The sequence below is a fragment of the Sphingomonas melonis DAPP-PG 224 genome (assembly GCF_000379045.1).
Lineage (GTDB): Bacteria > Pseudomonadota > Alphaproteobacteria > Sphingomonadales > Sphingomonadaceae > Sphingomonas > Sphingomonas aquatilis.
Map to the genome: position 1 here is coordinate 1,131,351 of NZ_KB900605.1, position 22,056 is coordinate 1,153,406.

The following is a 22,056-nucleotide window of genomic DNA, read 5'->3' on the forward strand; positions in this document are numbered from 1 at the left end:
TTCTGGACCTCTTACGCGCCCGCGGCCTTGAGCAGCGGTTCGAACTGACCCCAACTGCTGACGTCGGTCTTCTTGCCGTTGATGAGGAGCGTCGGCGTGCCGGTGACGGTGCCGTCGGCGCCCTTGTCCTGTGTCTGCTTGGTCCAGCGGTCGATCTGGCTCATGTCGCCGAGGCACTGCATCGCCTTGGCTTCGGGGATGCCGCGCTGCTTGGCGAAGTCGATCAGGCCCATCTGCTGCGCCATCATCTTGATCGCGTCGACGGGCTTGGCGGTCTGCAACTGCTGCTGCTGCGCGGGCGTCATCGCCTGGAGCTTGTTGAGGAAGCCTTCCTGCGACTGGTACATCTGTTCGAGGATCGGGAAGAAGGCGGCCTTGTCGGCGCAATTGCCGAGCAGCGCCGGCGGCACGTCGGGTGCGCCGTGGACCAGGAACTCCCTGTATTCGAAGCTGACCTTGCCGCTCTTCACATAGTTCATCAGCGATTCGAAGCCGTCGCGCGCGAAGGCGCCGCAGACCGGGCACAGGCGCGAGCCATATTCGACGACCTTGATCGGCGCGTTCGGGTTGCCGACGATCGTGCCTTCCGCGGTGCGCGAGACGACGTCGGTCCAGTTCTGGCCCGACGGTGCGGCGACGGCGGCGACGGGGCTGGCGGGCGCGGCGGGGGTGCCGGTGCCATCCTTCGAACAGGCGTTGAGCGCCAGCGGCAGGACGAGCAAAGCGGCGGTGAGGCGGGTCTTCATGGCGTTACGCTCCATCACGAAAATCACTTGAGGCCCTTGGTACGCAGCACGGGGGCGAGGGTGTTCCAGTCGCCCGGCGGTTGCAGCGTGCCGTCGACATAGAAGCTGGGGGTGCTGTTCACCTCGATCGGCGCGTCGCCGGTCATCGCGGTGATCCGCGCGACCTCTGCCTTGTCGGCGAAACAGGCGTTGATCCGGGCCGGCGTCAGGCCGCGGGCACGCATCGCGGCGGTGAGGCCGCCGGCATCGGCATAGGTGCGCGCCTGGACGATCGGCGGCTTGGTATCGATATCCGGATGCGCCGCCTGATACTCGCCGACCTTCTTCAGCCACACCGGTTGCGTCGCGAAGATCATCGCATGCGCGCCCGCGAAACCGCGGGGCCCTGCGCAGCGGGCCAGGATCGCGGCGCCCAGATCGGCGGGATCGCGGATCAGGTGGCGGTATTCGAGGCTGAGCCCGCCCGAGCGGATCATCTTGCCCTTCAGCTCCGCCTCGCTGTCCTTGGCGAAAACCGCGCAATGCGGGCAGGTGTAGCTGCCATATTCGATCAGCTTCACGCGCGCAGCGGGATTGCCGAAGACATAGGCGCCCTTGGCGGTCTGGCGCGCGGGCGCGGCCGACCAGTCGGTGACGGGTGCGGTGGCGGCCACCGTGAGAAGCGCGATCGGAAGCAAACGGGAAAGCGTCATCAACTGATCCTGGGCAGGGTGCGCGGCGCATGGACGCCGGCGGCGAGGGCTTCGAGCACGGCGCGCAGTTCGGGGTCGGCGATCGTCTTCAACCCTTCGCCGATCTCGGCCGGGGCTTCGCGCGGGGGCACGGGCGCACTGCGTGGCAGACGCTTGGCGACGTCGCCCTGGCGGATCGTCAGCTTCGCGACCGCGGCATAGCCGAAGAAGCGGTTGACGCGCTCGACGATCTCGGGCGCGATATGCTGCATCATCGGGGCATGCGCGCCGCGCACGACGATGGTGAGCACGCCGTTCGCCTTCTGGCCCGGCGGGAAGCGCAGCGATTCGGGTGCCGATGCCGCCGCCCAGCGTTCGCCGACGATCTCCGGCCAGCGTGTGACGAGCGCGCTCTGCACGAAGCCGAATCGCTTGAACGCGGCGCCATGGATCGCGGGCAGCAGTTCGCTGACCGCGCGGGCGCGATTCTGGCGGGGGGCTTCGGTATCGGTGGCGCGGGCGCGCTTGCTCATCCGCGGCTCCATGCCATAGCGGATGCGTGGACGCTACACGCTCTTATCCCGAACCTGCGGCGATCGCACCGCTTCTGCTCGCCTGGTACGACGTCCACCGCCGTGCGCTGCCGTGGCGGGCGCTGCCCGGTGAGACGGCGGACCCGTATCGCGTGTGGCTGTCGGAGGTGATGCTCCAGCAGACGACCGTGGCCGCGGTGCGGCCGCGGTTCGAGGCGTGGGTGGCGCGCTGGCCGGACTTCGATGCTCTTGCGGCGGCGGACGAGGCGGAGGTGATGGCCGCCTGGGCGGGGCTGGGCTATTATGCCCGCGCGCGCAATCTGGTGGCCGCGGCGAAGGTCGTGGTGGCGGAGCATAATGGCGCGTTCCCCCCAGACGAGGCGACGCTCAGGACGCTGCCGGGCTTGGGCGCCTATACCGCGGCGGCGGTGGCGGCGATCGCCTTCGGGCAGCGCGCGGTGGTGGTCGATGCCAATGTCGAGCGCGTCGTCGCGCGGCTGTTCGCGATTCGCGAGGCGCTGCCGGGCGCGCGGGTCGCGATCCGCGCGGCGGCGGATCGGGTGACGCCGGACGCGCGCGCGGGCGATTTCGCGCAGGCGATGATGGATCTGGGGTCCGGCATCTGCACGCCCAAGAAGCCGTCGTGCCTCCTCTGCCCGTTGCAGGGCGAATGCTGGGCGTTCCGCGAGGGCGATCCCGAGCGGCTGCCGGTGAAGGCGGCGAAGAAGGCCAAGCCGCAGCGGCACGGCACGATCTTCTGGCTGGAACGTGACGGCGCGGTGTGGCTGGTGCGGCGACCGGGCAAGGGACTGCTCGGCGGGATGCGTGCGCTGCCGACCGGGCCGTGGGCGGATGCGCCGCCCGGCCTCGCCGATGCGCCGGTCGTGGCGGCTTGGGAGTTGCGCAACGCAACTGTGGCGCACGGTTTTACCCATTTCGATCTGCAACTGGCGCTTGCCGTGGCGGAAGGCGAGGGCCATCACCCGCTTAACGGCGAATGGTGGCCGATCGACGATCTGGATCGCGCCGGCCTGCCGACGCTGTTCGCAAAAGCCGCTGCGGCGGTGCTGAGGAGGGATGGATGAGGCGCATTCACGGGATCGTCGGCGTTGGTCTGGTCGCGCTGGTCGCGAGCGGGGGGTTCGCGGGGCAGGCACGCCAAGCCGCACCCGCACCCGCGCCTGCGATCGCGCAGCGCGGGTCGGTCGATACGCTGGGCCGTGCGGTGCTGCCGGGCACGCAGGCGCTGTTCGACGGCTATGTCCGCGATGACAAGATGCCGGGCATCGTCGGCGCCTTCGGCGTGGGCGATCGGCCGACCTGGTTCGTCTCGGCCGGGCGGATCGCCACCGACGCCAATGCGCCCGCCGCGACGCCCGACAGCCTGTGGCGCGTCTATTCGATGACCAAGCCGGTGACGGCGATGGCGGCGATGATCCTGATCGAAGAGGGCAAGATCGGCCTCGACGACCCGCTGTCCAAATATATCCCCGCCTTCAAGCAGATGCGCGTCTTCACCAATCCGGACGTGACGCTCGATTCGGTGCCGGCGAAAAGCGAGATCACGATCCGCGAGCTGCTGACCCATACGTCGGGCCTGGGCTATAACATCAACGCCAAGGGCCCCCTGCTCAAGCTGCTGGAGACGAAGGGTATCCTGCCGGCGGCGGTGAACACGCGGATCGAGGCGGCGGCGCGGCGCACCCGGCCCGCGACGCTCGCCGACTTCGCCGATCGCGTCGCGACCATCCCGCTGGTCTACCAGCCGGGTACGCGCTGGCATTATTCGATCGGCCTCGACGTGATGGGCCGCGTGATCGAGGTGGCGTCGGGCATGCCGTTCGATCGCTTCGTCCAGCAGCGCCTGTTCGACCCGCTGAAGATGACGTCGAGCTTCTGGACCGTGCCGGCGCGCGACGCATCGCGCCTTGCGACCAATTACGCGATCGTCGGCGATCAATTGTCGCCGCTCGATCCCGGTGCGACGTCGGTGTGGCTGAAGCCGCCGAGCTTTCCCTATGGCGGTGCCGGGCTGGTCATGTCGGCGCGCGACTATGACCGGTTCCTGCATATGCTGGCCGATGAGGGCACGCTGGACGGCGTGCGGGTCATGAAGCCCGAGACGGTGCGGCTCGCCATGTCGAACCTGCTGCCGGCTGGCGTCACCTTCGGCGGGGTGGATGGCGGCACCGGCGGCGCAACGCAGGGGGCGACGCCGATGGGCTTCGGCGCGGGCGGTTCGGTGTATCTCGCCGATGGGCCGGGGGGCATGCCGTCCAAGGGCACCTATGGCTGGGGCGGTGCGGCGGGCACGGTGGCGTTCGTCGATCCGGTGAAGAAGGTGCGCGGTACGATCATGGTCAATTACTTCCCTGCCGATCGCTGGCCGGTGCGGCAGGAGACGGTGCGCGCGCTGGCCGCCGATCTGTCGCGGTTCAAGCGATGAGCGTCGCGCCTGGTTTGACGGCCATCGGGTTCACGGGCGGCACGCTCGATCGTGCCGATGCGCTGCGCCACGATCCGGCGGCGCTGGCGGCGAAGCTCGACTGGCGGGCGCGGTTGCTGCGGCTCGACGGGCTGATGCCAACGGCGGACGACGACGGGCGACTGGTGTGGGACAGCCTCGCCGCACTGCCGGAGGACGCCGAGGTCATCCTGTTGGGGCTGGATGAGGCCGGCCGCGCGCATGTCGCCGCACTGCTGCCGCAGAGCGGCGAAGGCACGGTGCCGGCGATGCGCAGCCCGGCGCTGATGGGGCTGCTCGCCAGCCTCCAGCCGGGCGAGGCGGCGACCTATGCCGCGGCGCGCAGCCTGATCGACTGGCACAGCCGCCATCGCTTCTGCGCTCGCTGCGGCGGCACGACGCACCTGTTCCGCGGCGGATGGGGGCGGCAGTGCGACGTCTGCGCGACCGAACATTTCCCGCGCGTCGACCCGGTCGTCATCATGATCGCCGAACATGACGGCCGCGCGCTGCTGGGGCGCGGCAAGGGCTGGCCGGAGGGGCGCTATTCGGCGCTCGCCGGCTTCGTCGAGCCCGCCGAATCGGTGGAGGAAGCGGTGGCGCGCGAGATCGTCGAGGAGGCGGGCGTGCGCGTCACCGACGTGCGCTATGTCGCGAGCCAGCCCTGGCCGTTCCCGTCGTCGCTGATGATCGCCTGCATCGGCCGGGCGGAGGACGATACGATCACGCTCGACACCAACGAGCTGGAGGATGCGATCTGGGTGGAGCGCGACGTGGTGCGTGCGGTGCTGGCGGGTGAACCCGGCCCGTTCCTGCCGCCGCCGCCCTATGCAATCGCGCATACGCTGCTGACGGTGTGGGCTGAGGGGTAAAGCGGGTCGAAGTCCTCCCCCGCAAGGGGGAGGTGGCAGCGAAGCTGACGGAGGGGGAGGTCGGCGGTGTACTGTCTTCTCAGAGCGCCTCGCCGTCCTCCCCCTCCGTCACGCCCTGCGGGCGCGCCACCTCCCCCTGGTGGGGGAGGAATTTTTAGGTCAGCGCATGGCCGCAAGTAGGTCGTCGAGGGGCGCGATGGCGAAGCTCGTCATGTCGTCGGCGAGGGCATAGGGGAGCAGCAGCGTGCGGCCGCGGACCATGGCGCCGCAGGAATAGACGACGTTCGGGACATAGCCGTCCCAGGTTTCGCCATCGGGCGCGATCATCGGTTCGGGCAGGCGGCCGAGCACCTTCGTCGGATCGTCGCGGTCGAGCAGGGCGGCGCCGATGCAATAGCTTCTGACCATGCCGACGCCATGGGTGAGCACCAGCCAGCCCTCGTCGATTTCGATCGGAGAGCCGCAATTGCCGATCTGCACGAATTCCCATGGGTATGCGGGTTCCATGATCCGGACCGGGTGGTCCCAGGCGAGCGGGGTGTCGCTGGTGGCATACCACAGGTTTTCATTGTCGTGGCGGAACAGCGCGGCGAACTGGCCGCCGATCTTGCGCGGGAAGAGCGCCATGCCCTTGCCGCTCGCCACCGGCCCTTCGACCGGGTGCATGTGGAACAGGCGGAAATCGTCGGTCTGGAGCAGTTCCTGCCGCGCGCTTTCGGCGCAGACGGCGGTATAGCTGCCCATATAGGTGGTGCGGCCGTCGTCCTCGCCGAACTGGACGAGGCGCAGGTCTTCGATCCCGCGGCTCTGGCTGGGGACGACCGGGAACAGCACGGTTTCGGACGGCTCGCGCGCGTCGCGGCAGTTGAGCTGCACCAAAGCCTTGGCGCCGATCTGGCGGACGAGTTCGGGATCGGGTTCCTCCACCACCGGCGGCACGCCCTGCGGTCCGGGCGGATGGAGGACGAGGTCGTCGTCGTCCGGCCCCCAGGTGCCGGTGCGGAAGGTGACGGAGGACAAATGCCCCTCGCCGATCCCGCGCAGCGACAGGACGAAGCGGATCGCGCCGTCCGCGCAGTCGCTCTGGTCGGGATGGGGGACGATGCTGGGATTGAACAGCGCGGCGGCTTCGAACGAATATTCGGCGCTGCAATAGCCGCCGATCAGCATGCGGCGCGATTCCGACAGATCGGTCGGCAGGTCGATTTGCGCCGCAACCTCGTCGAACCGGCGCAGCAGCAGTGCGGGCACTTCGCGATGGCGGGCGCCGAGGCCCTCGACTATTGCCTCGACCAAGTCGGCGGTGCGCGCATCGTCGAGTGCGAGCAGGCGATCGACGATCCGGTCGCCACGCGGCGCGCCCTCGACCGCGAACGGGGCGGGGTCTTCGGGCAGGAAGGGGCGGATGACGGTACGCTTGGGATCGGGAAGCAGCGTCGGCTTCAGATGGCGGACGAACGTTGCGGCCAAGGCACCCTCCAGAGGTTGTCGCGATAGACGCGCGAACCGGCGCGGCGGGTCCGTCGCCTATCGGTCCATCCTGTCAGGAAATGTTGCCGATCCTGTCCTTCTCACATGATGGACGCATATTTCATCTGTTCGGGTGCGCGGCGACGTGGCAGGCGGGCGGAACGGATCGGGAGGGGATGCATGGGGACGTTGCTGGCATTCGGCGAGATCATGCTGCGCCTGTCGCCGCCGGGGCGAGAGCTGCTGTTGCAGACGCCGAAGCTGGACGTCTGGGTCGCGGGGGCCGAGGCGAATGTCGCGACGGCGCTCGCGCGGCTGGGCCATGACGTGCGCTTTGCCAGCCAGGTGCCGGACAACGACCTCGGCCGATCGGCGATCGCCACGTTGCGCGGCCATGGCGTCGATACGCGCGGCATCGCGCTGGGCGGCGCGCGCATGGGGCTGTATTTCGTCACCGCCGGCGCCGGGATGCGCGCGACCGAGGTAATCTACGACCGGGCGCATTCCGCCTTCGCCGAGGCGCCGGCATCGGCGTGGGACTGGGATGCGCTGCTCGACGGCGTCGATGGCCTGCATCTGTCGGGCATCACCCCGGCGCTGGGTGCAGTGGCGGCACAAAGTGCGATCGCGGCGGTGGAGGCGGCGGCGAGGCGCAACATTCCGATCTCGTTCGACGGCAATTATCGCGCGAAACTGTGGGAGCGATGGGACGGCGATCCGCGTAGCCTGCTGACGCAATTGGTCGCGCGCGCCAGCCTGTTCTTCGGCAACCATCGCGATATCGCGCTGCTGCTCGGCACGCCGTTCGAGGCGGGCGATGCGCGCGCCGCGGCGGAGGCGGCGTTCGCGGCGTTTCCGACGCTGCAGACGATCGCCTCGACCGCGCGGACGGTCGAGAATGTCGACCTCCATTATCTGTCGGCGCGGATCGACACGCGCGAGACCTGGGTGGAGACGCCGCAGGTGACGCTGGCGGGGATCGTCGACCGGATCGGCGGCGGCGATGCCTTTGCGGCGGGCGTGCTGCACGCGCTGCGCCGGGGGCAGGAGATCGCGGCGGCGGCGGAGTCGGGCGTGGCGCTGACCGCGCTGAAACATTCGCTGCCCGGTGATGCTGCGCTGTTCCGGCAGGCGGACCACGACGCCTATCTGGCCGGCGGGCTCGACGTGCGCCGCTGAGCCGCGGCGGCGGCGACGCTGCTCCATGCATACAGGCCGCACCCGGCCCAGATCAGTGCGAAGGTGGCGAGCTGCGCCGGGCGTACGGGCTCGTGATAGAGCAGCACCGCTTCGAGGAACTGGAGCGTCGGCGCGATGAACTGGAGCAGCCCGATCGTCGTGTAGCGCAGCGTGCGCGCGGCGGCGGCGAACAGCAGCAGCGGCGCGGCGGTGACGGGGCCGGCGAGGACGAGCAGCAGGTCCATCCCCGTCCCGCTGCCGAAGGCGGACGTGCCGTTGCGCCCGGCGACGATCAGGATGGCGAGCGCGACGGGTGCGATCAGCGCGGTTTCGACGGTCAGCCCGCCGAGCGAATCGATCGCGCAGATCTTCCGCAGGAAGCCGTAGAAGGCGAAGCTGAGCGCCAGGGCAAGCGAGATCCAGATCGCGCCGCCGCCGTTCAGCGCGAAGATGAGCACGCCGCAGGCGGCGAGGCCGATCGCGATGGCCTGCACCCGGCCCAGCCGCTCGTGCAGCAACAGCGTCCCGAGCGCGACATTGACCAGTGGATTGATGAAATAGCCGAGGCTCGCTTCGACCAGATGCGCGTTATCGACCGCCCAGATGTAGACGAACCAGTTGATCGCGATCAGCGTCGCGCTGCCCGCCAGCATCAGCAGCGTGCGGCCACGCGCGACGGCCAGTAGCGGCCGCAATCGCCGGGTGGCGACGACGATCACCGCGAGCAGGACCAGCGACCAGAGTACGCGGTGCGCGATCACCTGGAGCGGCGGGACACCCGACAGCAGGTGCAGGTAAAGCGGCAGCGCCCCCCACAAGGTATAGGCGCCGATGCCCTGGAGCAGGCCGGTGCGGGTGGAGGCGGCGGACATGGTGCGCGCTGTGCCGGGTCGATCGGGGTGAGGCAAGCGCGCGGCGCTTTTCCTTGGGGCACCAGCCCGCTAGGGGCAGGCGATGACCAGCGGCGCGCTCCATGACCTGTTTCTGTCGACGCTGATTCGTCGTGCCGGCGGCAACCGGCGGCGCTGGCGATTGGTGACGGGGGACCTGCGCGTCTACCCCATCGCCACCCATCCGCATTGCAACTGGTCGGTGACGCCGTCCGGCACCGCCGCCGAGAATGATATTGTCGAACGGATCGCCGACGATCTGCGCGCCGCTCATCCCATCCTTGTTGAAGATTAGACGCCTATCCTCGCAAAAAGGATTGTCTCCGGAACGGTTGCTTTCAAAACCAGCCCAGCATAAACGTCGATTGCCGACATGACAGACATGTCATGTCATGTCGATAGGTTCTTATTGGGAAAGAACGGGATGGCGCCCGAGACGCACGAGCGGATATGCACCCAATTGTCCGAGGTGCTCGTGCTGTTAGATCAGCAACACTGTCCGGTCGCGGCCCTTTACGTCGCCCATGCACTCGACGCGCTGTGCTATGCGCCCAGCGACCGCGGAGACCCGGGATCGTCTACGGTACTACAGTGATGTCGGTCAGCCAGGTGCGGATGATCTGACGGGCGCGGTCGCTCAGCGCCAGCATCGTCACTCGCCGATCGGTGATATCGTCGCTGCCGTCGATCAGCCCACGCTCCTGCAACAGCTTCACCCAGCGCAGCGCCGTGGTGCGCGGCACGCCGGCCGCGGCGCAACAGGCGTTCGTGGTGACCGCGCGGCCGCCCTGGCCTTCGGCGAACAGGAACAGCATGATGTCGAGGCCCGGATTGGCGAACAGCGACGCATCGAGATGCGTGGTCAGCCGCCGGCGCGATGCCGTGAAGGCCCGTGCGAGCGCGTAGAGATGTTCGTCCGGCGTCGCGCTCACCGCGATGGGTGAGAGCAGACCGTTATTGGCATTCTGATCGCTAAACAGAGCGGCGTCCTGTCCTCGCATTGCGCTTCCCATCGTGCCCCGCTTTTGGTTTCACTGTTAGCGCATAAACTTAGCCGGTCCGAAATCAAGTGGTGTCGTGCGAGACTATATCGGTCAAACGATCAATCGATTGGGTCGATCGGCACCCCTTCGGCCCGATAGCGATCGACCGCGCGGCGGATGTTGCCGCCCATTTCCTCCAGCGTGACCGCGGCGATCCGCTGTTCGACCGGCGCGCAGGAGCGCAGCAGGTCGGCGACCGCGAGCTGCGCCTGCGTGATCCGGTCGATCCCCTGCAGGCTGTGCATGTGGTGGCGCAGCGTGTCGGGATTGCCGGCGAGATCGAAGGCGAGGTCGGCGAGCAGGCCGGTGATGCCGACCAGCTCATCCGCCAGCGCATGGGCGAGGGCCGGTTCGCAGCCCGGCGTGATCGGGGTGGCGGATCCCATGTCGACGGGCAGCCCGATCACTTGTTGCACAGTTTCAGAAGGGTGCGGGCGAGCTGGTCCGCCGGGACCGGCTGGTTCGCCATGCGCCGCGCCATCGTATAACCCTGGCTCCGATCCTCGGCCGGCGTGATGTAGAAGCCGTTGCCCGCCGACAGAGCGCGCACGCCGGCATCGCCGTCCTCGCCATCCGCGCCGAGCAGCAGACCGACCGATTCGGCGCCCGCCGCCTTCGCGACCGAGGCGAACAGGATCGAGATCGACGGCCGTTCGCCCGCGACCGGATCGCGCGGCAGCATGCGCAGCTTGCCGTTCGGCCAGGAATCGACGACGACATGCGTCTCGCCCGGGGGTGCGAGATAGATCGTGCCCTGTTCGACCGGCATGCCGTCTTCGGCCAGCACGATCTTGGGCGCGATTTCCGCGGCCAGCTTGTCGATCATCGTACCGGCGAGGCCCGCGCCCAGATGCTGGACGACGACGGTCGGCGGGCAGTTCGCCGGGAAGGCGCCGAACAGTTCGAACAAGGTCTGCGTCGCCGCCGCCTCGCCGCCGATCGCGAGCAGGCGGCCGTTCCAGTCGAGCGGCGGCGCGGCCACCACCTTGGTCGCACCGGCGGGCTTCACCGCGGCGCCCTTGGCGGCCTTGATCCGCTTGCCGAGCTTGGCGAGGATCTTGTCGAACTCCGCCGCGACCGCGACCTTGGGCTTGGGGAAACAGTCGATCGCGCCCAGCCGCAGCGCCTCGATCGATGCTTCCGCGCCCGCCTCGGTCCGCGTCGAGAACATGATGACCGGCATCGGCCGCTGTTCCATCAGCTCGGCGAGATATTCGAGGCCGCTCATCCCCGGCATTTCGACGTCGAGCGTCATGACGTCGGGAACCAGCTTGTCGCGCATGACGCGGGCTTCCTCGGCGCCGTCGGCCGAACCGACGACGGTGACGCCCGGGATGCGTTCGAGAGCGCCCGATAACAGCGCGCGCATGGTGAGCGAATCATCGACGACGAGAACTTTAACCGGGGCGGCGGCCATGCCTGTTATCCTTGGGTAACGAGAAGACGGAGGGTAATCGTTCAGGCAGCGTCGGAGAGCGAAGCCGAGCTATCGACCAGCCGCTCCAGCGCGAGCACGAGGATCAGCCGCTGATCGATCGTCGCCAGTCCTTCGAGGAATTGGGCGGCGGGCGTTTCGCCGATATCGGGCAGCGGCTGCATACCATCGTCAGGAATGCTGACGATATCGTTGACGGCGTCGACGATAAGTCCCTGCAACTGTTCGCCGATCCGCACGACGATGATGACGTGGCGCGACGACGGGTCGGTCGAGCCCCAGCCCAGGCGATGGCTGAGATCGAGCACGGGCAGCACGACGCCGCGCAGGTTGACGACACCGCGCACATGCGCCGGCACGTTGGGCAGCGGGGTAGCCGGCGACCAGGCGCGGATTTCGCGAATCGCCATGATGTCGACGCCGAGAACCTGTTCGCCGATCTGGAAGGTGATGAGCTGACGGGACATGATGTTATTCCTGTTGCAAATCAGTGCAGGACGCGGCGGATCGCCGCTGCGAGCTTGTCGGGATGGAACGGCTTGACGATCCAACCTGTAGCGCCCGCAGAGCGCGCGCGCTGCTTCTTTTCATCCGAGCTTTCCGTGGTGAGCACCAGGATCGGCAGGTTGCGATGCCGGTCCTGTTCGCGCACCTTCTCGATCAGGCCGAAGCCATCGAGACGCGGCATGTTGATGTCGGTGATGAGCAGGTCGGGACCGTTGCCCGACGAACAGGCGCCACCGAGCCGTTCGAGCGCATCGACGCCGTCTTCGGCCTCGAGGACGTTGTAGCCCATGTCGGTCAGCGCTGCCTTCAGCAGCATCCGCATACTGGGCGAATCGTCCACGGTCATGATCATGCTGGACACGGCAGTTCCTTTTTGGGGGAGGGGGTTCATCAGAAGAATTCCACATCGCCGACGGCATCGGCGATGACGGGAGCGGGAGCGGCGACGCGCGGTTTTTCGACCGGGCGATCGGTGGCGATGCGGCAGCGGGCAAGGCCCAGCGTCGGACGGAATTCGATCCGGCGCGCGCCATGGCCACCGACGTCCTCACCGACCAGCGCGATGCGTTCGTCGCGCAGGAAGCGGCGGGCGAACAGCGCGTTGGTCGCGCCGATATCGCGGAACCCGTCGCGCAGGCTGGCGCCGCCATAGATGCGCGCCTTCAGGTTCGATCGCGTCGCGCCCATCGACATCATCGCGTTGATCAGCACTTCCATCGCATAGACGCCGTAGCGTTGCAGCGAGCGCACGTCGGTCTCACCGCTGCCCGGCTCGGCGAGCAGGAAGTGGTTGAGGCCGCCGACCTTGGCGATCGGATCGTAGAGGCAGGCCGAGATGCAGCTGCCGAGCACGGTCGTCAGCACGACGCCGGCGTCGTCGGACACCTTGGTTTCGCCCTGCAGGATGTTGATCCGGCGCAGGCCGTCGGAGGCGCGGGGAAGGTTCGACAATGGGGTCATGCACGGCACTCCGCCATCAGTCGCGCTGCGATCTTCGACAGCGGCAGCTGCGCGGTCACCGCGCCCATCTGGAACGCCGCGGCCGGCATACCGTAGACGACGCAGCTGTCGGCATCCTGGCCGATCGTCATCGCGCCCTTGTCGCGCATCGCCTTCAGCCCCTGCGCGCCGTCGGCGCCCATACCGGTCAGGATCGCGCCGACGGCGGATGCACCGGCCCAGCGGGCGACCGAATGGAACAGCCGATCGACCGAGGGGCGGTGGCCGCTCATCTTCTCGTCCTCGACCAGGCGGCAGCGGCGCAGCGTCCCGCCGGTGATCTCGGTATGATAGGCGCCGCCGGGTGCGACATAGACATGCCCCACCTCCAGCGGCGCGCCGGGGCGCGCGACGCTGACGTGCGGCGCCGACAGGCGGTCGAGCCGCGCGGCGAAGGTCGGCACGTAGCTTTCGGGCATATGCTGGACGATGACCGTGGGCGGACAATTGACCGGGAAGCCGCCGAGCAGCTCGATCAGCGTCTCGACGCCACCGGTCGACGATCCGATCGCGATCATCGCATCCTGGCGCGGCACGTAATCGGCGGCGGGTGCGCGCTGGACCGGTGCCGCCTGGAAGCGGGGGCGGACGCGGCTCTTCGCCGCCGCCTTGACCAGCCGCGTCAGATCGTTGCCCAGGCCGCCGCCGAACGCCTGCTTGGGCTTTTCGTAGCAATCGAACGCCCCCAGTTCGAGCGCGCGGATCGTCGCTTCCGCGCCCTTGCCGGTCAGCGTCGACAGCATGACGACGGGCATGGGGCGCAGGCGCATGATCTTTTCGAGGAAGTCGAGGCCGTTCATCCCCGGCATCTCGATATCGAGCGTGATGACGTCGGGGTTGAGCGACTTGATCATCTCGCGCGCGGTCATCGGCCCGTCGGCGGTGCCGACGACCTCGATATCCGGATCCTGCGACAGGCTGTGCGACACCATCGCCCGCATCGTCGGCGAATCATCGACCACTAGAGCGCGGACCGTCATGCCGTCACTTTCTGAAAGGTGGTGCGGCCGACGCAGGCGAAGCGTGGCGCGACCGAGTTGGAGAGCCGCTCGGAATGCCCGATGTACAGGAATCCGCCGGGAACGAGGTGGTCGGCAAGCCGGGTCTGCAAGCGTTCCTTGGTCGGTTCGTCGAAGTAGATCATGACGTTGCGGCAAAAGATCGCGTCGAACTGCCCCTTCATCGGCCAGTTTTCGAGCAGGTTGAGCTTGCGGAAGGCGACGCGCTCGCGGATCAGCGGATGAACCTCCGCCTGATTGCCGTCGCGCGTCATCCAGATCGAGCGCAGCGACTGCGGCACGCCCGATGCGGTATCCAAGGTGTAGCGGCCGGCCTTGGCCGCGGCGAGGATCTCGGTCGACAGGTCGGTCGCCAGCACGCGCAGGTCGGAGCGTGCGAGGCGCTGGCCGTTGCCGCGTTCCTGGCCGAAGATCGCCATCAGCAGCGAATAGGGTTCCTCGCCGCTGGAGCAGGCCGCCGACCACAGGCGCACCTTGCCGCGGGTCGTCAGCCGCGCGTCGAGTGCGGGCCAGCAATGCTCCATGAAGTGATCGAAGTGATGCGATTCGCGGAAGAAGCTGGTGTGATTGGTGGTCAACGCATCCAGCGCCTGCGTGCGTTCGACCGGATCGGTGCCGATCAGCGCGACATATTGGGCGAAGGTCGTCAGCCCGCAGGCGCGCACCCGCGGCGCCAGCCGGCCATAGACGAGCTGCATCTTGTTCGGCGGCAGCAGGATCCCCGCCGCCTCGTAGACGAATTCGCTGATCGCCTGATGATCGGCAACCTCGAAGCGGAATTCGGTCGGTCGCTGTCCGACGAGTGTCGCGGCGGCGGCGCTCATGCGGCGAGGCTCAGCGGCGCGTGCGGCGGCGTGGTGTGGCGCGGGTCACGGCGCCAGCGCGAGATCAGCGCATCGACGTCGAGGATCAGCGCGACGCGGCCGTCGCCCAGGATGGTGGCACCGGCAAGGCCGGGGATGGCTTCGTAATTCGCCTCGAGGCTCTTCACGACGACCTGGCGCTGGTCCTGGATCGAATCGACCATCAGCACCGCCTGGCCGTGATCGGATTCGACCACGATCAGCACCGCATCCTCGGGATTGGTCTGCGCGCCATGGATGCCGAGCTGTTCGGCGACGCGGTGGACCGGCACGTACGAGCCGCGCACGTCGAGCAGCGACGCGGTCGGGCCGAGCACCTTCACGCCGTCTTCGTCGGGGCGCAGGCTTTCGACGATATGGCCCAGCGGGATGACGAAGGTCTGGTCGCCGACGGTGACGATCATGCCGTCGAGTACCGCCAGCGTCAGCGGCAGCGACAGCGCGAAGGTCGACCCCGAGCCCAGCGTCGAGGTGATGCCGATCCGCCCGCCGAGCGCCTGCACGTTCTTGCGCACCACGTCCATGCCGACGCCGCGCCCGGAGATGTTGGAGACGGTCGCCGCGGTCGAGAAGCCGGGGGCGAAGATCAGATTGTCGATCTCTTCCTCGTTCAGGATCGCGTCGGCGGTGATGATGCCGCGCTCGATCGCCTTGGCGCGCACGCGCTTGCGGTCGATGCCGCGGCCGTCGTCGGCGACGGTGATGACGATGCGGCCCGAATGATGCGCGGCCGACAGCGTGACGACACCCTCTTCCGGTTTGCCCGCGGCGAGGCGATCGGCCGGCGTTTCGAGGCCGTGGTCGACTGCGTTGCGGATCAGGTGGGTCAGCGGTTCGCCGATGCGCTCGACGACGGTCTTGTCGACCTCGGTCATCTCACCGACGATGTCGAGGCGGACGCGCTTGCCGGTTTCGACCTCCAATTCGCGGATGATGCGCGGCACGCGGCTGAAGACGGTCTTCATCGGCTGCGCGCGGATCGCCATCGTCGATTCCTGCAACTCGCGCGTCAGGTGATCGAGGTCGGTCAGTTCGCTGATGCCGCCGGCGCCATGTTCGGACAGGCGCTGCGCCAGCATCGCCTGGGTGATGACGAGCTCGCCGACCAGATTGACGAGGCGGTCGAGCTTGTCGAGGTCGACGCGGATCGTCTGCGCGGGCGGCGCGGCCGCGGGGCGCGGCGCGGCGGGTTCGGCGGGCAGGACCGTCGCGACCGGGGCGGGCGTCGCCGGGGCTGGGGCCGCGATCGGCGCAGGCGCCGGTTCGGGCGCCGCGGCCACCGGAGCGGGCGCGGCGATCGGCAGGATTTCCTCGACCGGGGCCGATGCGGGTGCGGCCGGCATGACGTCGGCGAGCATGTCGGCGATCAGATCGTCATCCGACACGGCGGGTTCGCCGATGCGGGTGACGGTGAGTTCGCAATCGCCGATGAATTCGAAGATGCCGCGGATATCGTCTTCGGCGACGCTGCCCGGCACGATCGCGGTCCAGCCGAGATACGAGCGTTCCGGATGCAGTTCGGACAGCAGCGGCAGGCGCGACACGTCCGCGGCGAGCACTTCGCCCTCGAGCAGCGTCAGCTCGCGCACCAGCAGCAGCGGGTCGCCGCCATTGTCGAGCGCGTTGGTGCCGGGCACGAAGGTGACGGTCCAGTCGCCGGGATTGCCGAGGCTGTCTTCCGGTTCGGGGACGCTTTCACACATTTCGAACAGATCGTCGAAATCGTCGATCGGGGCGGCGGCGGGCGCTGCGGCTACCGGTTCGGGCGCGGCCTCTACCACGGCGCCGGGCGTCGAGGCGGCAACGAGGCGTGCGAGCATCGGGCCATCGGCGGGCGCATCGCCACCGTCGCGCGCTGCGGCGACGTGATCGGACAGCATGTCGAATGCGCCGACGATCGTGCCGAGCAGGTCCGACGTCAGATCGAGCGTGCCGTTGCGTACCAGATCGAGCAGCGTTTCATATTCATGGGTAAACGCCTGCAACCGTTCGTGCCCGAACGCGCCTGCGCCGCCCTTGATCGAATGGACCGACCGGAAGATCGTGTTGATCGTTTCGGTGTCGTGCCCGCCCTGGCGGACGGAGGCGAAGCTCGCCTCCATCGTCGCGAGACCTTCCTCGCATTCCTGAAAGAAGATCTGCTGGATCTCGTCGAGGTTCATCATCAATCCTTTCAGGCGCCGCAGGTCGGTTCGAGCGCGGTGTCGAGCCGGGCGACGATCATCATCCGTTCCAGCGCCTCGCTGGGCCGATCGATGCGGAAATCGAGACCGCGCCCGATCGCGGTGGTGCGGGCGCTGACCAGCACCTGGAGGCAGGCCTGGCCGACCCGCGCAACCTCTGCCCCGTCGAGGCGCAGCGCCTCACCGCGCTCGATCAGGCCGAGCAGCGCGTGGCGCAGCGGCACCGCCGCCGAGGTATCGAGCGTGGGGGCAAGCGGAAGCGATGGCACGGACATACGGGTTCGACTTTCCTACGGACGGCACGACGGCGATCGGAGTGGCTGCGGACGCATCAGAACGCCGACCAATCGTCGTCCGCGATCGCCACGGCGGCGTTGCCGGCCCGGGGACGGGCGAGGCGACGGCCCGCTTCGGCGGCGCGTTGTTGAAGATGATGCACACTATTGCTGACGGAATGACTAACGCCGCGCACACCATGACCGGCGTCGGTATCGCCGACGCGGAAGTGGGCGACTTGGCGGGCAAGTTCGCTTGCTTCGCCAGACAGTTCCCGGGCGGCGGCGGTGGCCTGTTCGACCATGGCGGCATTCTGCTGCGTCACGCTGTCCATTTCGCCGACGGCCGTGTTGACCTGCTGCAAGCCGGTCGATTGCTGTTCGGCGGCGATGGCGATTTGCGCGACGAGGCCGTTGATCTCGCCGAAGCGGCCGATCAGGCGCTGCAAGGCTTGGCCGGTTTCGCTGACCAAAGCGACGCCGGCATCGACCTGTTCGGACGAGGCGTTGATGCGCGTCTTCACGTCCTTGGCCGCCTCGGCCGAGCGCTGCGCCAGCGCGCGCACTTCGGATGCGACGACGGCGAAGCCCTTGCCGGCATCGCCGGCGCGTGCCGCCTCGACGCCCGCGTTCAGCGCGAGCAGGTTGGTCTGGAAGGCGATGCCGTCGATGACGCTGATGATTTCGGAGATTTCGGCCGAGGCGCGTTCGATGCCGCCCATCGCCTCGACCGCGCGGGCGACGACGGCCCCCGATTGTTCGGCCTCGGTCTGCGCGGCGGCGACCACGTCGTTGGCGCGCGTCGCACCCGTGGCGGCCTGTCGGACCGTCTTGGTGATCTCGTCCATCGCCGCGGCGGTTTCCTCCAGGCTCGCGGCCTGCTGCTCGGTGCGCTGCGACAGATCGTCCGACGCCTGGAGAATGCCCTGCGAGCCATGGTTGATGCGGGTGGCGGCCTGATCGACCGCGGTCATCGCGGTGCGGATCGCGTCCATCGCCGCATTGAAGTCGTCGCGCAGCGATTCGAAATCCGCCGGGAAGGCTGCGGTGATGCGGAAGGTGAGGTCGCCCTGCGCAAGCGCGCCGAGCCCTTCGCCGAGCGCGGCGGCCATGCACCGCTGCGCCTCGGCGGTGTTCGCCTTTTCCATATTGGTGCGGAAGACCGCCATGGCGGTGGTCATCCGGCCGACGCAGTCGCGGTTTTCGGTATAGGCGATCGGTGAATCGAGGTCGCCGTCGGCCAGCGCTTCCATGCGCAGCACCGTGTCGACATAGGGCGTGCAGATAAGGCGCCCGGCCATCACCGTCGTCGCGACGATGCTGGCGACGGCGGTGGCGACGACCGCGATATCGAACGCCGGGCCGATCGCGAGCGTGCCCGTCGCGGTGAGCGCGGTGATCGCCACGGCAATGCCTCCCAGCGTCGCGTGCGTTCCCGCCAACACCCGGAATTTCGTGCGGATGGGCGCGTGTTTGGCGAACCATTCCAGTGTCATCAGACCCTCCCTCAGGGCCCGGAAAGGCAAGTCCCCCCGGACCATAAGCGCGGGTTGTCGCGACACGTGTTTAACGAGCGGTTGAGCAACCGAAATGGGTGCAATTTTCGGCCGCTTCGTACCGATCCGGGTCGCATGACGCCGGGGGAAGCGGGGAGCGGGCGGACGGGCGACGACACGAAAACGGTCGTCGTTCAATCGAACCGACATGGCGTCGCCTTTCTATCAAAGCCGGAGGGAACAAGACCGGCAGGCACGGGCCCGCCGATCGCGGGATCAGAATTCGGACCAGTCGTCGCTCGGCGCCACGGCCACCGCCGCTCCGCCACCGGTGGCGCGGCGGCTGGCACGGGCGATGCGGCGGCCGGCGTCGGCGGCGCGATTTTGCAGCTGGTGGACCGCCGGCACTGCCGCCTTCGGCTCGCCGTCGCCCACCTTGAAGCGGGCGACATGGCGGGCGAGCTCGTCCGATTCGGCGGACAGGCTGCGCGCTGCGGCGGTGGCTTCCTCGACCATCGCGGCGTTCTGCTGCGTTACGCCGTCCATTTCGCTGACCGCGGTGTTGACCTGTTGCAGGCCGGTCGCCTGCTGTTCGGCGGCGGTGGCGATCTGGCCGACGAGGTTGCTGATCTCACCGAAGCGGCCGATGATCCGTTGCAGCGCCTGACCGGTCTCGCTGACCAGTTCGACGCCCGCTTCGACCTGTTCGGACGAGGCGTTGATCCGCGTCTTGACGTCCTTGGCCGCTTCCGCCGAGCGCTGCGCCAGCGCGCGCACTTCGGACGCGACCACCGCGAAGCCCTTGCCGGCGTCGCCCGCGCGCGCCGCCTCGACGCCCGCGTTCAGCGCCAGCAGATTGGTCTGGAAGGCGATGCCGTCGATGACGCTGATAATTTCCGAAATCTCGTTCGACGAGCGTTCGATGCCGCCCATCGCCTCGACCGCGCGGGCGACGACGGCGCCCGATTGTTCGGCCTCGACGCGCGCTTCCTCGACGACACCATTGGCGCGGACCGCACCCGCGGCCGTCTGACGGACGGTCGAGGTGATCTCGTCCATCGCGGCGGCGGTTTCCTCCAGGCTCGCGGCCTGCTGTTCGGTGCGCTGCGACAGATCGTCGGAGGCCTGGCGGATGTCGATCGCGCCGCTGTTGATGCCATTGGTGGCATCGGTGACCGCGCTCATCGTTTCGGCGACCGCGTCCATCGCGCGGTTGTAGTCGATGCGGAGCTGTTCGTATTCGGCTGGGAAGGCGCGGTCTATGCGATAGCTGAGATCGCCGCCGGCAAGGCGTGTCAGCCCTTCGCCGAGCGAGCCGACGATGATCTGCTGCGCGGCAGCCCCGGCCTGGACGCGCTCGGCGTTTGCCTTGAAAATCTCCATCGCGCGCGAAATGCGGCCGATGCAGTCGCGATAGTCGGTGTTGGCGATCGGCGTGGTCAGATCGCCCGCGGCCAGCCCCTCCATCCGGACGACGGTGGCGACATAGGGATCGCTGATCAGCTTGCCGGCGACGAACACGGTCGCCATGGTGAGCGCGGTCAGCACGCAGGCGACGGCGAGATACACATGGACCTGCGACGGATCGGCGAGCGCCGCGAGATAGGTGGTGGCGATCCCGCCTGCGGTGAACAGGCCAAGGATCACCAGCAGGACCTTGAACTTCAATCTGATGGGGGCACTTTTTTCGAACCAATTCAGCATCGTCGGCATTCCTTTTCGTCAAGACCGTCGAGCTGAAGCGGCTCCCCCCTCCGGGCCACCGATGCTTCTCGGAATCGATTGGTCCGCTTTGCGTGAAAAGGGTAAAGGCCCGGTAAACTACGTCCATTCTGGCACTGAACCGTTTTGGATATGTGTGCTCAAAATGGCTGGCGAAGGACATGTCGATGACCTGTTACGCTTTGGACGATGTCCGACCCCACCTTGCCGCCGACGCCTACGTCGCGCCGGGCGCGCAGGTGATCGGGCGCGTGATGCTGGGCGCGCGGGCGTCGGTCTGGTTCAATGCGGTGCTGCGCGGCGACAACGATCCGATCACGATCGGGGCGGACAGCAACGTGCAGGATGGCGCGATGGTGCATGCCGATCCCGGCGTGCCGACGACGATCGGGCAGGGCGTAACGATCGGGCACCACGCGATCGTCCATGGTGCGACCGTCGGCGACAATTGCCTGATCGGCATGGGCGCGACGCTGCTCAACCGCGCGGTGATCGGTGCCGATTCGCTGGTCGGTGCGGGCGCCCTGGTGACGGAGGGCAAGAGCTTCCCGCCCGGGTCGCTGATCGTCGGCAGCCCGGCGCGGGTGCTGCGGCCGCTGAGCGAGACGGAGATCGCCGGTCTCAGGCTGTCGGCGGCGACCTATGTCGCCAATGCCGAACGCTATCGCACCGGGCTGCGCGCGCTTCAGGCGTAGCGCGCCGACGCCTCCGCGACGAAGCGGGCGGTCTCGTCCGGCCGGGTGACGGGGATCATATGGCCGCCCTCGATCACGTCGATCCGTGCGCCGGGGATCGACGCGGCGGTGTGGTGGCCGTGCAGATCGGGGTCGAGGACATGGTCCTCGCGCGCGTAGAGGATCGACAGCGGTACGCGAAGGTCGCCGTAGCGCGCGGCGATCGCGCCGATGTCGCTGGCGGCATGCGACAGGTCCGCCGCCGCCGCCGCGATCGCCGCAGGGCGGGCGGACAGCGCGCCGCCGCCGCGGGTGACGAAGTCAGCGGGCGGCGCTTCGGGTGCGAAGACCGCGGCGAGCGTCCGTTCGGAGGTGAGGCGGCTCAATGGCGTGGCGATCGTGCTCGCCATCAGCCGGCGCAGCGACGGCGGAATGGCGGCGAGGCTGCGGAACGCCTCGGGCACGCCATCCTGCGGCTGGGTGAGGGGGCAGATCAGCGCGAGGCCGCGGATCAGCGCCGGATGGTCGAGCGCCAGCGCCAGCGCGATGGCGCCGCCCAGCGAATGGCCGACGAGCAACGGCCGGTCGATCCCCAAAGCCTCGATGAAGCGCGCGACGATCGCCGCCTGTTCGACGATGTTCGGTTCGCGATCCTCGTCGGCGGTCGAATAGCCCGAGCCGGGACGATCGACGAGGATGACGCGATGGTCCTTCGCCAGAATATCGAGCATGCCATAGCCGAAGTTGCGCAGCTGGCCGGCAAGGCCATGGACCATGACGATCGCGGGACCGGTGCCCTTGTCGACGTAATGCAACCGCGCGCCATCGACGCGGATGTAGCGGCCGTCGGGCGGCACCTGCCGCTCCGCATCACGTGCGAGCCGATCCGAGTAGAAGGAGAGCCCGAGCCCGCCAGCGACCGTCAGCGCCGCGCCGCCTACCAGGCTGCCGAGGGTCCAGCGTGTCGCGCTCTGCATGCCCGTCTCCGTCGCTCAAGGTTCGAAGCGACAAGGCG

Annotated in this window: 24 protein-coding genes; 6 read left to right on the forward strand and 18 right to left on the reverse strand. The window is 68.2% G+C overall.

Translation table 11 applies throughout. The features are described 5' to 3' along the window. Positions 1-11: 11 nt before the first annotated feature. The 3 genes from SPHME3_RS0105600 to SPHME3_RS0105610 are packed head-to-tail and all read right to left on the reverse strand — an operon-like array spanning position 12 to position 1,950. Positions 12-746, reverse strand: coding sequence for a thioredoxin domain-containing protein (locus SPHME3_RS0105600; protein ID WP_017980256.1), 735 nt, complete (start codon positions 744-746; stop codon positions 12-14). A 23-nt stretch (positions 747-769) separates the two neighbouring features. Then, positions 770-1,438: a DsbA family protein gene (locus tag SPHME3_RS0105605; RefSeq protein WP_017980255.1), complete on the reverse strand. Its 669-nt coding sequence runs from the start codon at positions 1,436-1,438 to the stop codon at positions 770-772. Beyond that, positions 1,438-1,950, reverse strand: coding sequence for a DUF721 domain-containing protein (locus SPHME3_RS0105610; protein WP_020486620.1), 513 nt, complete (start codon positions 1,948-1,950; stop codon positions 1,438-1,440). Before SPHME3_RS0105610 ends, SPHME3_RS0105605 begins: the two co-directional genes overlap by 1 nt. A 26-nt stretch (positions 1,951-1,976) precedes the next feature. Here SPHME3_RS0105610 and mutY point away from each other — a divergent pair, with 26 nt between their 5' ends. Genes mutY through nudC form a run of 3 tightly spaced genes read left to right on the forward strand, consistent with a single transcriptional unit; the run spans position 1,977 to position 5,286 of the window. Next, on the forward strand, positions 1,977-3,035 hold the full coding sequence (gene mutY, locus SPHME3_RS0105615; protein ID WP_017980253.1) for an A/G-specific adenine glycosylase: 1,059 nt from the start codon (positions 1,977-1,979) through the stop codon (positions 3,033-3,035). Continuing rightward, positions 3,032-4,396, forward strand: coding sequence for a serine hydrolase domain-containing protein (locus tag SPHME3_RS0105620; RefSeq protein WP_017980252.1), 1,365 nt, complete (start codon positions 3,032-3,034; stop codon positions 4,394-4,396). The genes mutY and SPHME3_RS0105620 overlap by 4 nt, the downstream gene beginning before the upstream one ends. Beyond that, positions 4,393-5,286, forward strand: a complete 894-nt coding sequence (gene nudC / locus SPHME3_RS0105625; protein WP_017980251.1) for an NAD(+) diphosphatase — start codon at positions 4,393-4,395, stop codon at positions 5,284-5,286. The genes SPHME3_RS0105620 and nudC overlap by 4 nt, the downstream gene beginning before the upstream one ends. A 159-nt stretch (positions 5,287-5,445) precedes the next feature. Here the strand turns inward: nudC and SPHME3_RS0105630 are convergent, their stop codons facing one another. Next, positions 5,446-6,756: a glycoside hydrolase family 130 protein gene (locus tag SPHME3_RS0105630; protein WP_017980250.1), complete on the reverse strand. Its 1,311-nt coding sequence runs from the start codon at positions 6,754-6,756 to the stop codon at positions 5,446-5,448. A gap of 180 nt (positions 6,757-6,936) precedes the next feature. Between SPHME3_RS0105630 and SPHME3_RS0105635 the strand changes: the two genes are divergently transcribed. Next, entirely contained in the window at positions 6,937-7,935 is a 999-nt protein-coding gene (locus tag SPHME3_RS0105635) for a sugar kinase (RefSeq protein WP_017980249.1), read from the forward strand. Here the strand turns inward: SPHME3_RS0105635 and rarD are convergent. After that, positions 7,902-8,807: an EamA family transporter RarD gene (rarD, locus tag SPHME3_RS0105640; protein ID WP_017980248.1), complete on the reverse strand. Its 906-nt coding sequence runs from the start codon at positions 8,805-8,807 to the stop codon at positions 7,902-7,904. The genes SPHME3_RS0105635 and rarD overlap by 34 nt on opposite strands. Before the next feature lie 82 nt (positions 8,808-8,889). Between rarD and SPHME3_RS0105645 the strand changes: the two genes are divergently transcribed. Beyond that, positions 8,890-9,120, forward strand: coding sequence for a hypothetical protein (locus tag SPHME3_RS0105645; RefSeq protein ID WP_017980247.1), 231 nt, complete (start codon positions 8,890-8,892; stop codon positions 9,118-9,120). Between the two features lie 283 nt (positions 9,121-9,403). Here the strand turns inward: SPHME3_RS0105645 and SPHME3_RS0105650 are convergent, their stop codons facing one another. The 12 genes from SPHME3_RS0105650 to SPHME3_RS0105705 form a co-directional block, all read right to left on the reverse strand. Beyond that, entirely contained in the window at positions 9,404-9,826 is a 423-nt protein-coding gene (locus SPHME3_RS0105650) for a MarR family transcriptional regulator (RefSeq protein WP_017980246.1), read from the reverse strand. Between the two features lie 101 nt (positions 9,827-9,927). After that, entirely contained in the window at positions 9,928-10,275 is a 348-nt protein-coding gene (locus tag SPHME3_RS0105655) for a hypothetical protein (RefSeq protein ID WP_017980245.1), read from the reverse strand. Beyond that, positions 10,272-11,285 carry a chemotaxis protein CheB gene (locus SPHME3_RS0105660; protein ID WP_017980244.1) on the reverse strand — a complete coding sequence of 338 codons (1,014 nt, stop codon included), beginning with the start codon at positions 11,283-11,285 and terminating at the stop codon, positions 10,272-10,274. Before SPHME3_RS0105660 ends, SPHME3_RS0105655 begins: the two co-directional genes overlap by 4 nt. 41 nt (positions 11,286-11,326) lie before the next feature. Beyond that, on the reverse strand, positions 11,327-11,770 hold the full coding sequence (locus tag SPHME3_RS0105665) for a chemotaxis protein CheW (RefSeq protein WP_017980243.1): 444 nt from the start codon (positions 11,768-11,770) through the stop codon (positions 11,327-11,329). Positions 11,771-11,790: 20 nt separating this feature from the next. After that, positions 11,791-12,171, reverse strand: a complete 381-nt coding sequence (locus tag SPHME3_RS0105670) for a response regulator (RefSeq protein ID WP_017980242.1) — start codon at positions 12,169-12,171, stop codon at positions 11,791-11,793. A gap of 29 nt (positions 12,172-12,200) precedes the next feature. After that, the gene (locus SPHME3_RS0105675) at positions 12,201-12,770 is read right to left on the reverse strand and encodes a chemotaxis protein CheD (RefSeq protein WP_017980241.1); all 570 of its coding nucleotides are present in this window, start codon (positions 12,768-12,770) and stop codon (positions 12,201-12,203) included. Beyond that, positions 12,767-13,789, reverse strand: a complete 1,023-nt coding sequence (locus SPHME3_RS0105680) for a protein-glutamate methylesterase/protein-glutamine glutaminase (protein WP_024310334.1) — start codon at positions 13,787-13,789, stop codon at positions 12,767-12,769. Before SPHME3_RS0105680 ends, SPHME3_RS0105675 begins: the two co-directional genes overlap by 4 nt. Continuing rightward, positions 13,786-14,652, reverse strand: coding sequence for a CheR family methyltransferase (locus SPHME3_RS0105685; RefSeq protein WP_017980239.1), 867 nt, complete (start codon positions 14,650-14,652; stop codon positions 13,786-13,788). The genes SPHME3_RS0105680 and SPHME3_RS0105685 overlap by 4 nt, the downstream gene beginning before the upstream one ends. Continuing rightward, positions 14,649-16,853 carry a chemotaxis protein CheA gene (locus SPHME3_RS0105690; RefSeq protein WP_020486618.1) on the reverse strand — a complete coding sequence of 735 codons (2,205 nt, stop codon included), beginning with the start codon at positions 16,851-16,853 and terminating at the stop codon, positions 14,649-14,651. The genes SPHME3_RS0105685 and SPHME3_RS0105690 overlap by 4 nt, the downstream gene beginning before the upstream one ends. An 11-nt stretch (positions 16,854-16,864) precedes the next feature. Continuing rightward, positions 16,865-17,149 carry an STAS domain-containing protein gene (locus tag SPHME3_RS0105695; protein ID WP_017980237.1) on the reverse strand — a complete coding sequence of 95 codons (285 nt, stop codon included), beginning with the start codon at positions 17,147-17,149 and terminating at the stop codon, positions 16,865-16,867. A gap of 56 nt (positions 17,150-17,205) precedes the next feature. After that, positions 17,206-18,645: a methyl-accepting chemotaxis protein gene (locus SPHME3_RS0105700; protein ID WP_017980236.1), complete on the reverse strand. Its 1,440-nt coding sequence runs from the start codon at positions 18,643-18,645 to the stop codon at positions 17,206-17,208. 276 nt (positions 18,646-18,921) lie between these two features. After that, positions 18,922-20,358: a methyl-accepting chemotaxis protein gene (locus tag SPHME3_RS0105705; protein ID WP_017980235.1), complete on the reverse strand. Its 1,437-nt coding sequence runs from the start codon at positions 20,356-20,358 to the stop codon at positions 18,922-18,924. Between the two features lie 176 nt (positions 20,359-20,534). Between SPHME3_RS0105705 and SPHME3_RS0105710 the strand changes: the two genes are divergently transcribed. Next, entirely contained in the window at positions 20,535-21,062 is a 528-nt protein-coding gene (locus SPHME3_RS0105710) for a gamma carbonic anhydrase family protein (RefSeq protein ID WP_024310335.1), read from the forward strand. Here the strand turns inward: SPHME3_RS0105710 and SPHME3_RS0105715 are convergent. Further along, positions 21,053-22,018, reverse strand: a complete 966-nt coding sequence (locus SPHME3_RS0105715) for an alpha/beta fold hydrolase (RefSeq protein ID WP_017980233.1) — start codon at positions 22,016-22,018, stop codon at positions 21,053-21,055. The two genes, SPHME3_RS0105710 and SPHME3_RS0105715, sit on opposite strands and share 10 nt — an antisense overlap. Between the last annotated feature and the right edge of the window lie 38 nt (positions 22,019-22,056).

Excerpts from the sequence above, each read along its gene's own strand:
- SPHME3_RS0105645 (WP_017980247.1), top strand. The coding sequence starts at position 8,890 with ATGACCAGCGGCGCGCTCCATGACCTGTTTCTGTCGACGCTGATTCGT.
- SPHME3_RS0105665 (WP_017980243.1), bottom strand. The coding sequence starts at position 11,770 with ATGTCCCGTCAGCTCATCACCTTCCAGATCGGCGAACAGGTTCTCGGC.
- nudC (WP_017980251.1), top strand. The coding sequence starts at position 4,393 with ATGAGCGTCGCGCCTGGTTTGACGGCCATCGGGTTCACGGGCGGCACG.
- SPHME3_RS0105610 (WP_020486620.1), bottom strand. The coding sequence starts at position 1,950 with ATGAGCAAGCGCGCCCGCGCCACCGATACCGAAGCCCCCCGCCAGAAT.
- SPHME3_RS0105650 (WP_017980246.1), bottom strand. The coding sequence starts at position 9,826 with ATGCGAGGACAGGACGCCGCTCTGTTTAGCGATCAGAATGCCAATAAC.
- SPHME3_RS0105635 (WP_017980249.1), top strand. The coding sequence starts at position 6,937 with ATGGGGACGTTGCTGGCATTCGGCGAGATCATGCTGCGCCTGTCGCCG.
- SPHME3_RS0105675 (WP_017980241.1), bottom strand. The coding sequence starts at position 12,770 with ATGACCCCATTGTCGAACCTTCCCCGCGCCTCCGACGGCCTGCGCCGG.
- SPHME3_RS0105705 (WP_017980235.1), bottom strand. The coding sequence starts at position 20,358 with ATGCCGACGATGCTGAATTGGTTCGAAAAAAGTGCCCCCATCAGATTG.
- rarD (WP_017980248.1), bottom strand. The coding sequence starts at position 8,807 with ATGTCCGCCGCCTCCACCCGCACCGGCCTGCTCCAGGGCATCGGCGCC.
- SPHME3_RS0105680 (WP_024310334.1), bottom strand. The coding sequence starts at position 13,789 with ATGACGGTCCGCGCTCTAGTGGTCGATGATTCGCCGACGATGCGGGCG.
- SPHME3_RS0105700 (WP_017980236.1), bottom strand. The coding sequence starts at position 18,645 with ATGACACTGGAATGGTTCGCCAAACACGCGCCCATCCGCACGAAATTC.
- SPHME3_RS0105690 (WP_020486618.1), bottom strand. The coding sequence starts at position 16,853 with ATGAACCTCGACGAGATCCAGCAGATCTTCTTTCAGGAATGCGAGGAA.
- SPHME3_RS0105660 (WP_017980244.1), bottom strand. The coding sequence starts at position 11,285 with ATGGCCGCCGCCCCGGTTAAAGTTCTCGTCGTCGATGATTCGCTCACC.
- SPHME3_RS0105710 (WP_024310335.1), top strand. The coding sequence starts at position 20,535 with ATGACCTGTTACGCTTTGGACGATGTCCGACCCCACCTTGCCGCCGAC.
- SPHME3_RS0105600 (WP_017980256.1), bottom strand. The coding sequence starts at position 746 with ATGAAGACCCGCCTCACCGCCGCTTTGCTCGTCCTGCCGCTGGCGCTC.
- SPHME3_RS0105620 (WP_017980252.1), top strand. The coding sequence starts at position 3,032 with ATGAGGCGCATTCACGGGATCGTCGGCGTTGGTCTGGTCGCGCTGGTC.
- SPHME3_RS0105695 (WP_017980237.1), bottom strand. The coding sequence starts at position 17,149 with ATGTCCGTGCCATCGCTTCCGCTTGCCCCCACGCTCGATACCTCGGCG.
- SPHME3_RS0105605 (WP_017980255.1), bottom strand. The coding sequence starts at position 1,438 with ATGACGCTTTCCCGTTTGCTTCCGATCGCGCTTCTCACGGTGGCCGCC.
- SPHME3_RS0105715 (WP_017980233.1), bottom strand. The coding sequence starts at position 22,018 with ATGCAGAGCGCGACACGCTGGACCCTCGGCAGCCTGGTAGGCGGCGCG.
- SPHME3_RS0105685 (WP_017980239.1), bottom strand. The coding sequence starts at position 14,652 with ATGAGCGCCGCCGCCGCGACACTCGTCGGACAGCGACCGACCGAATTC.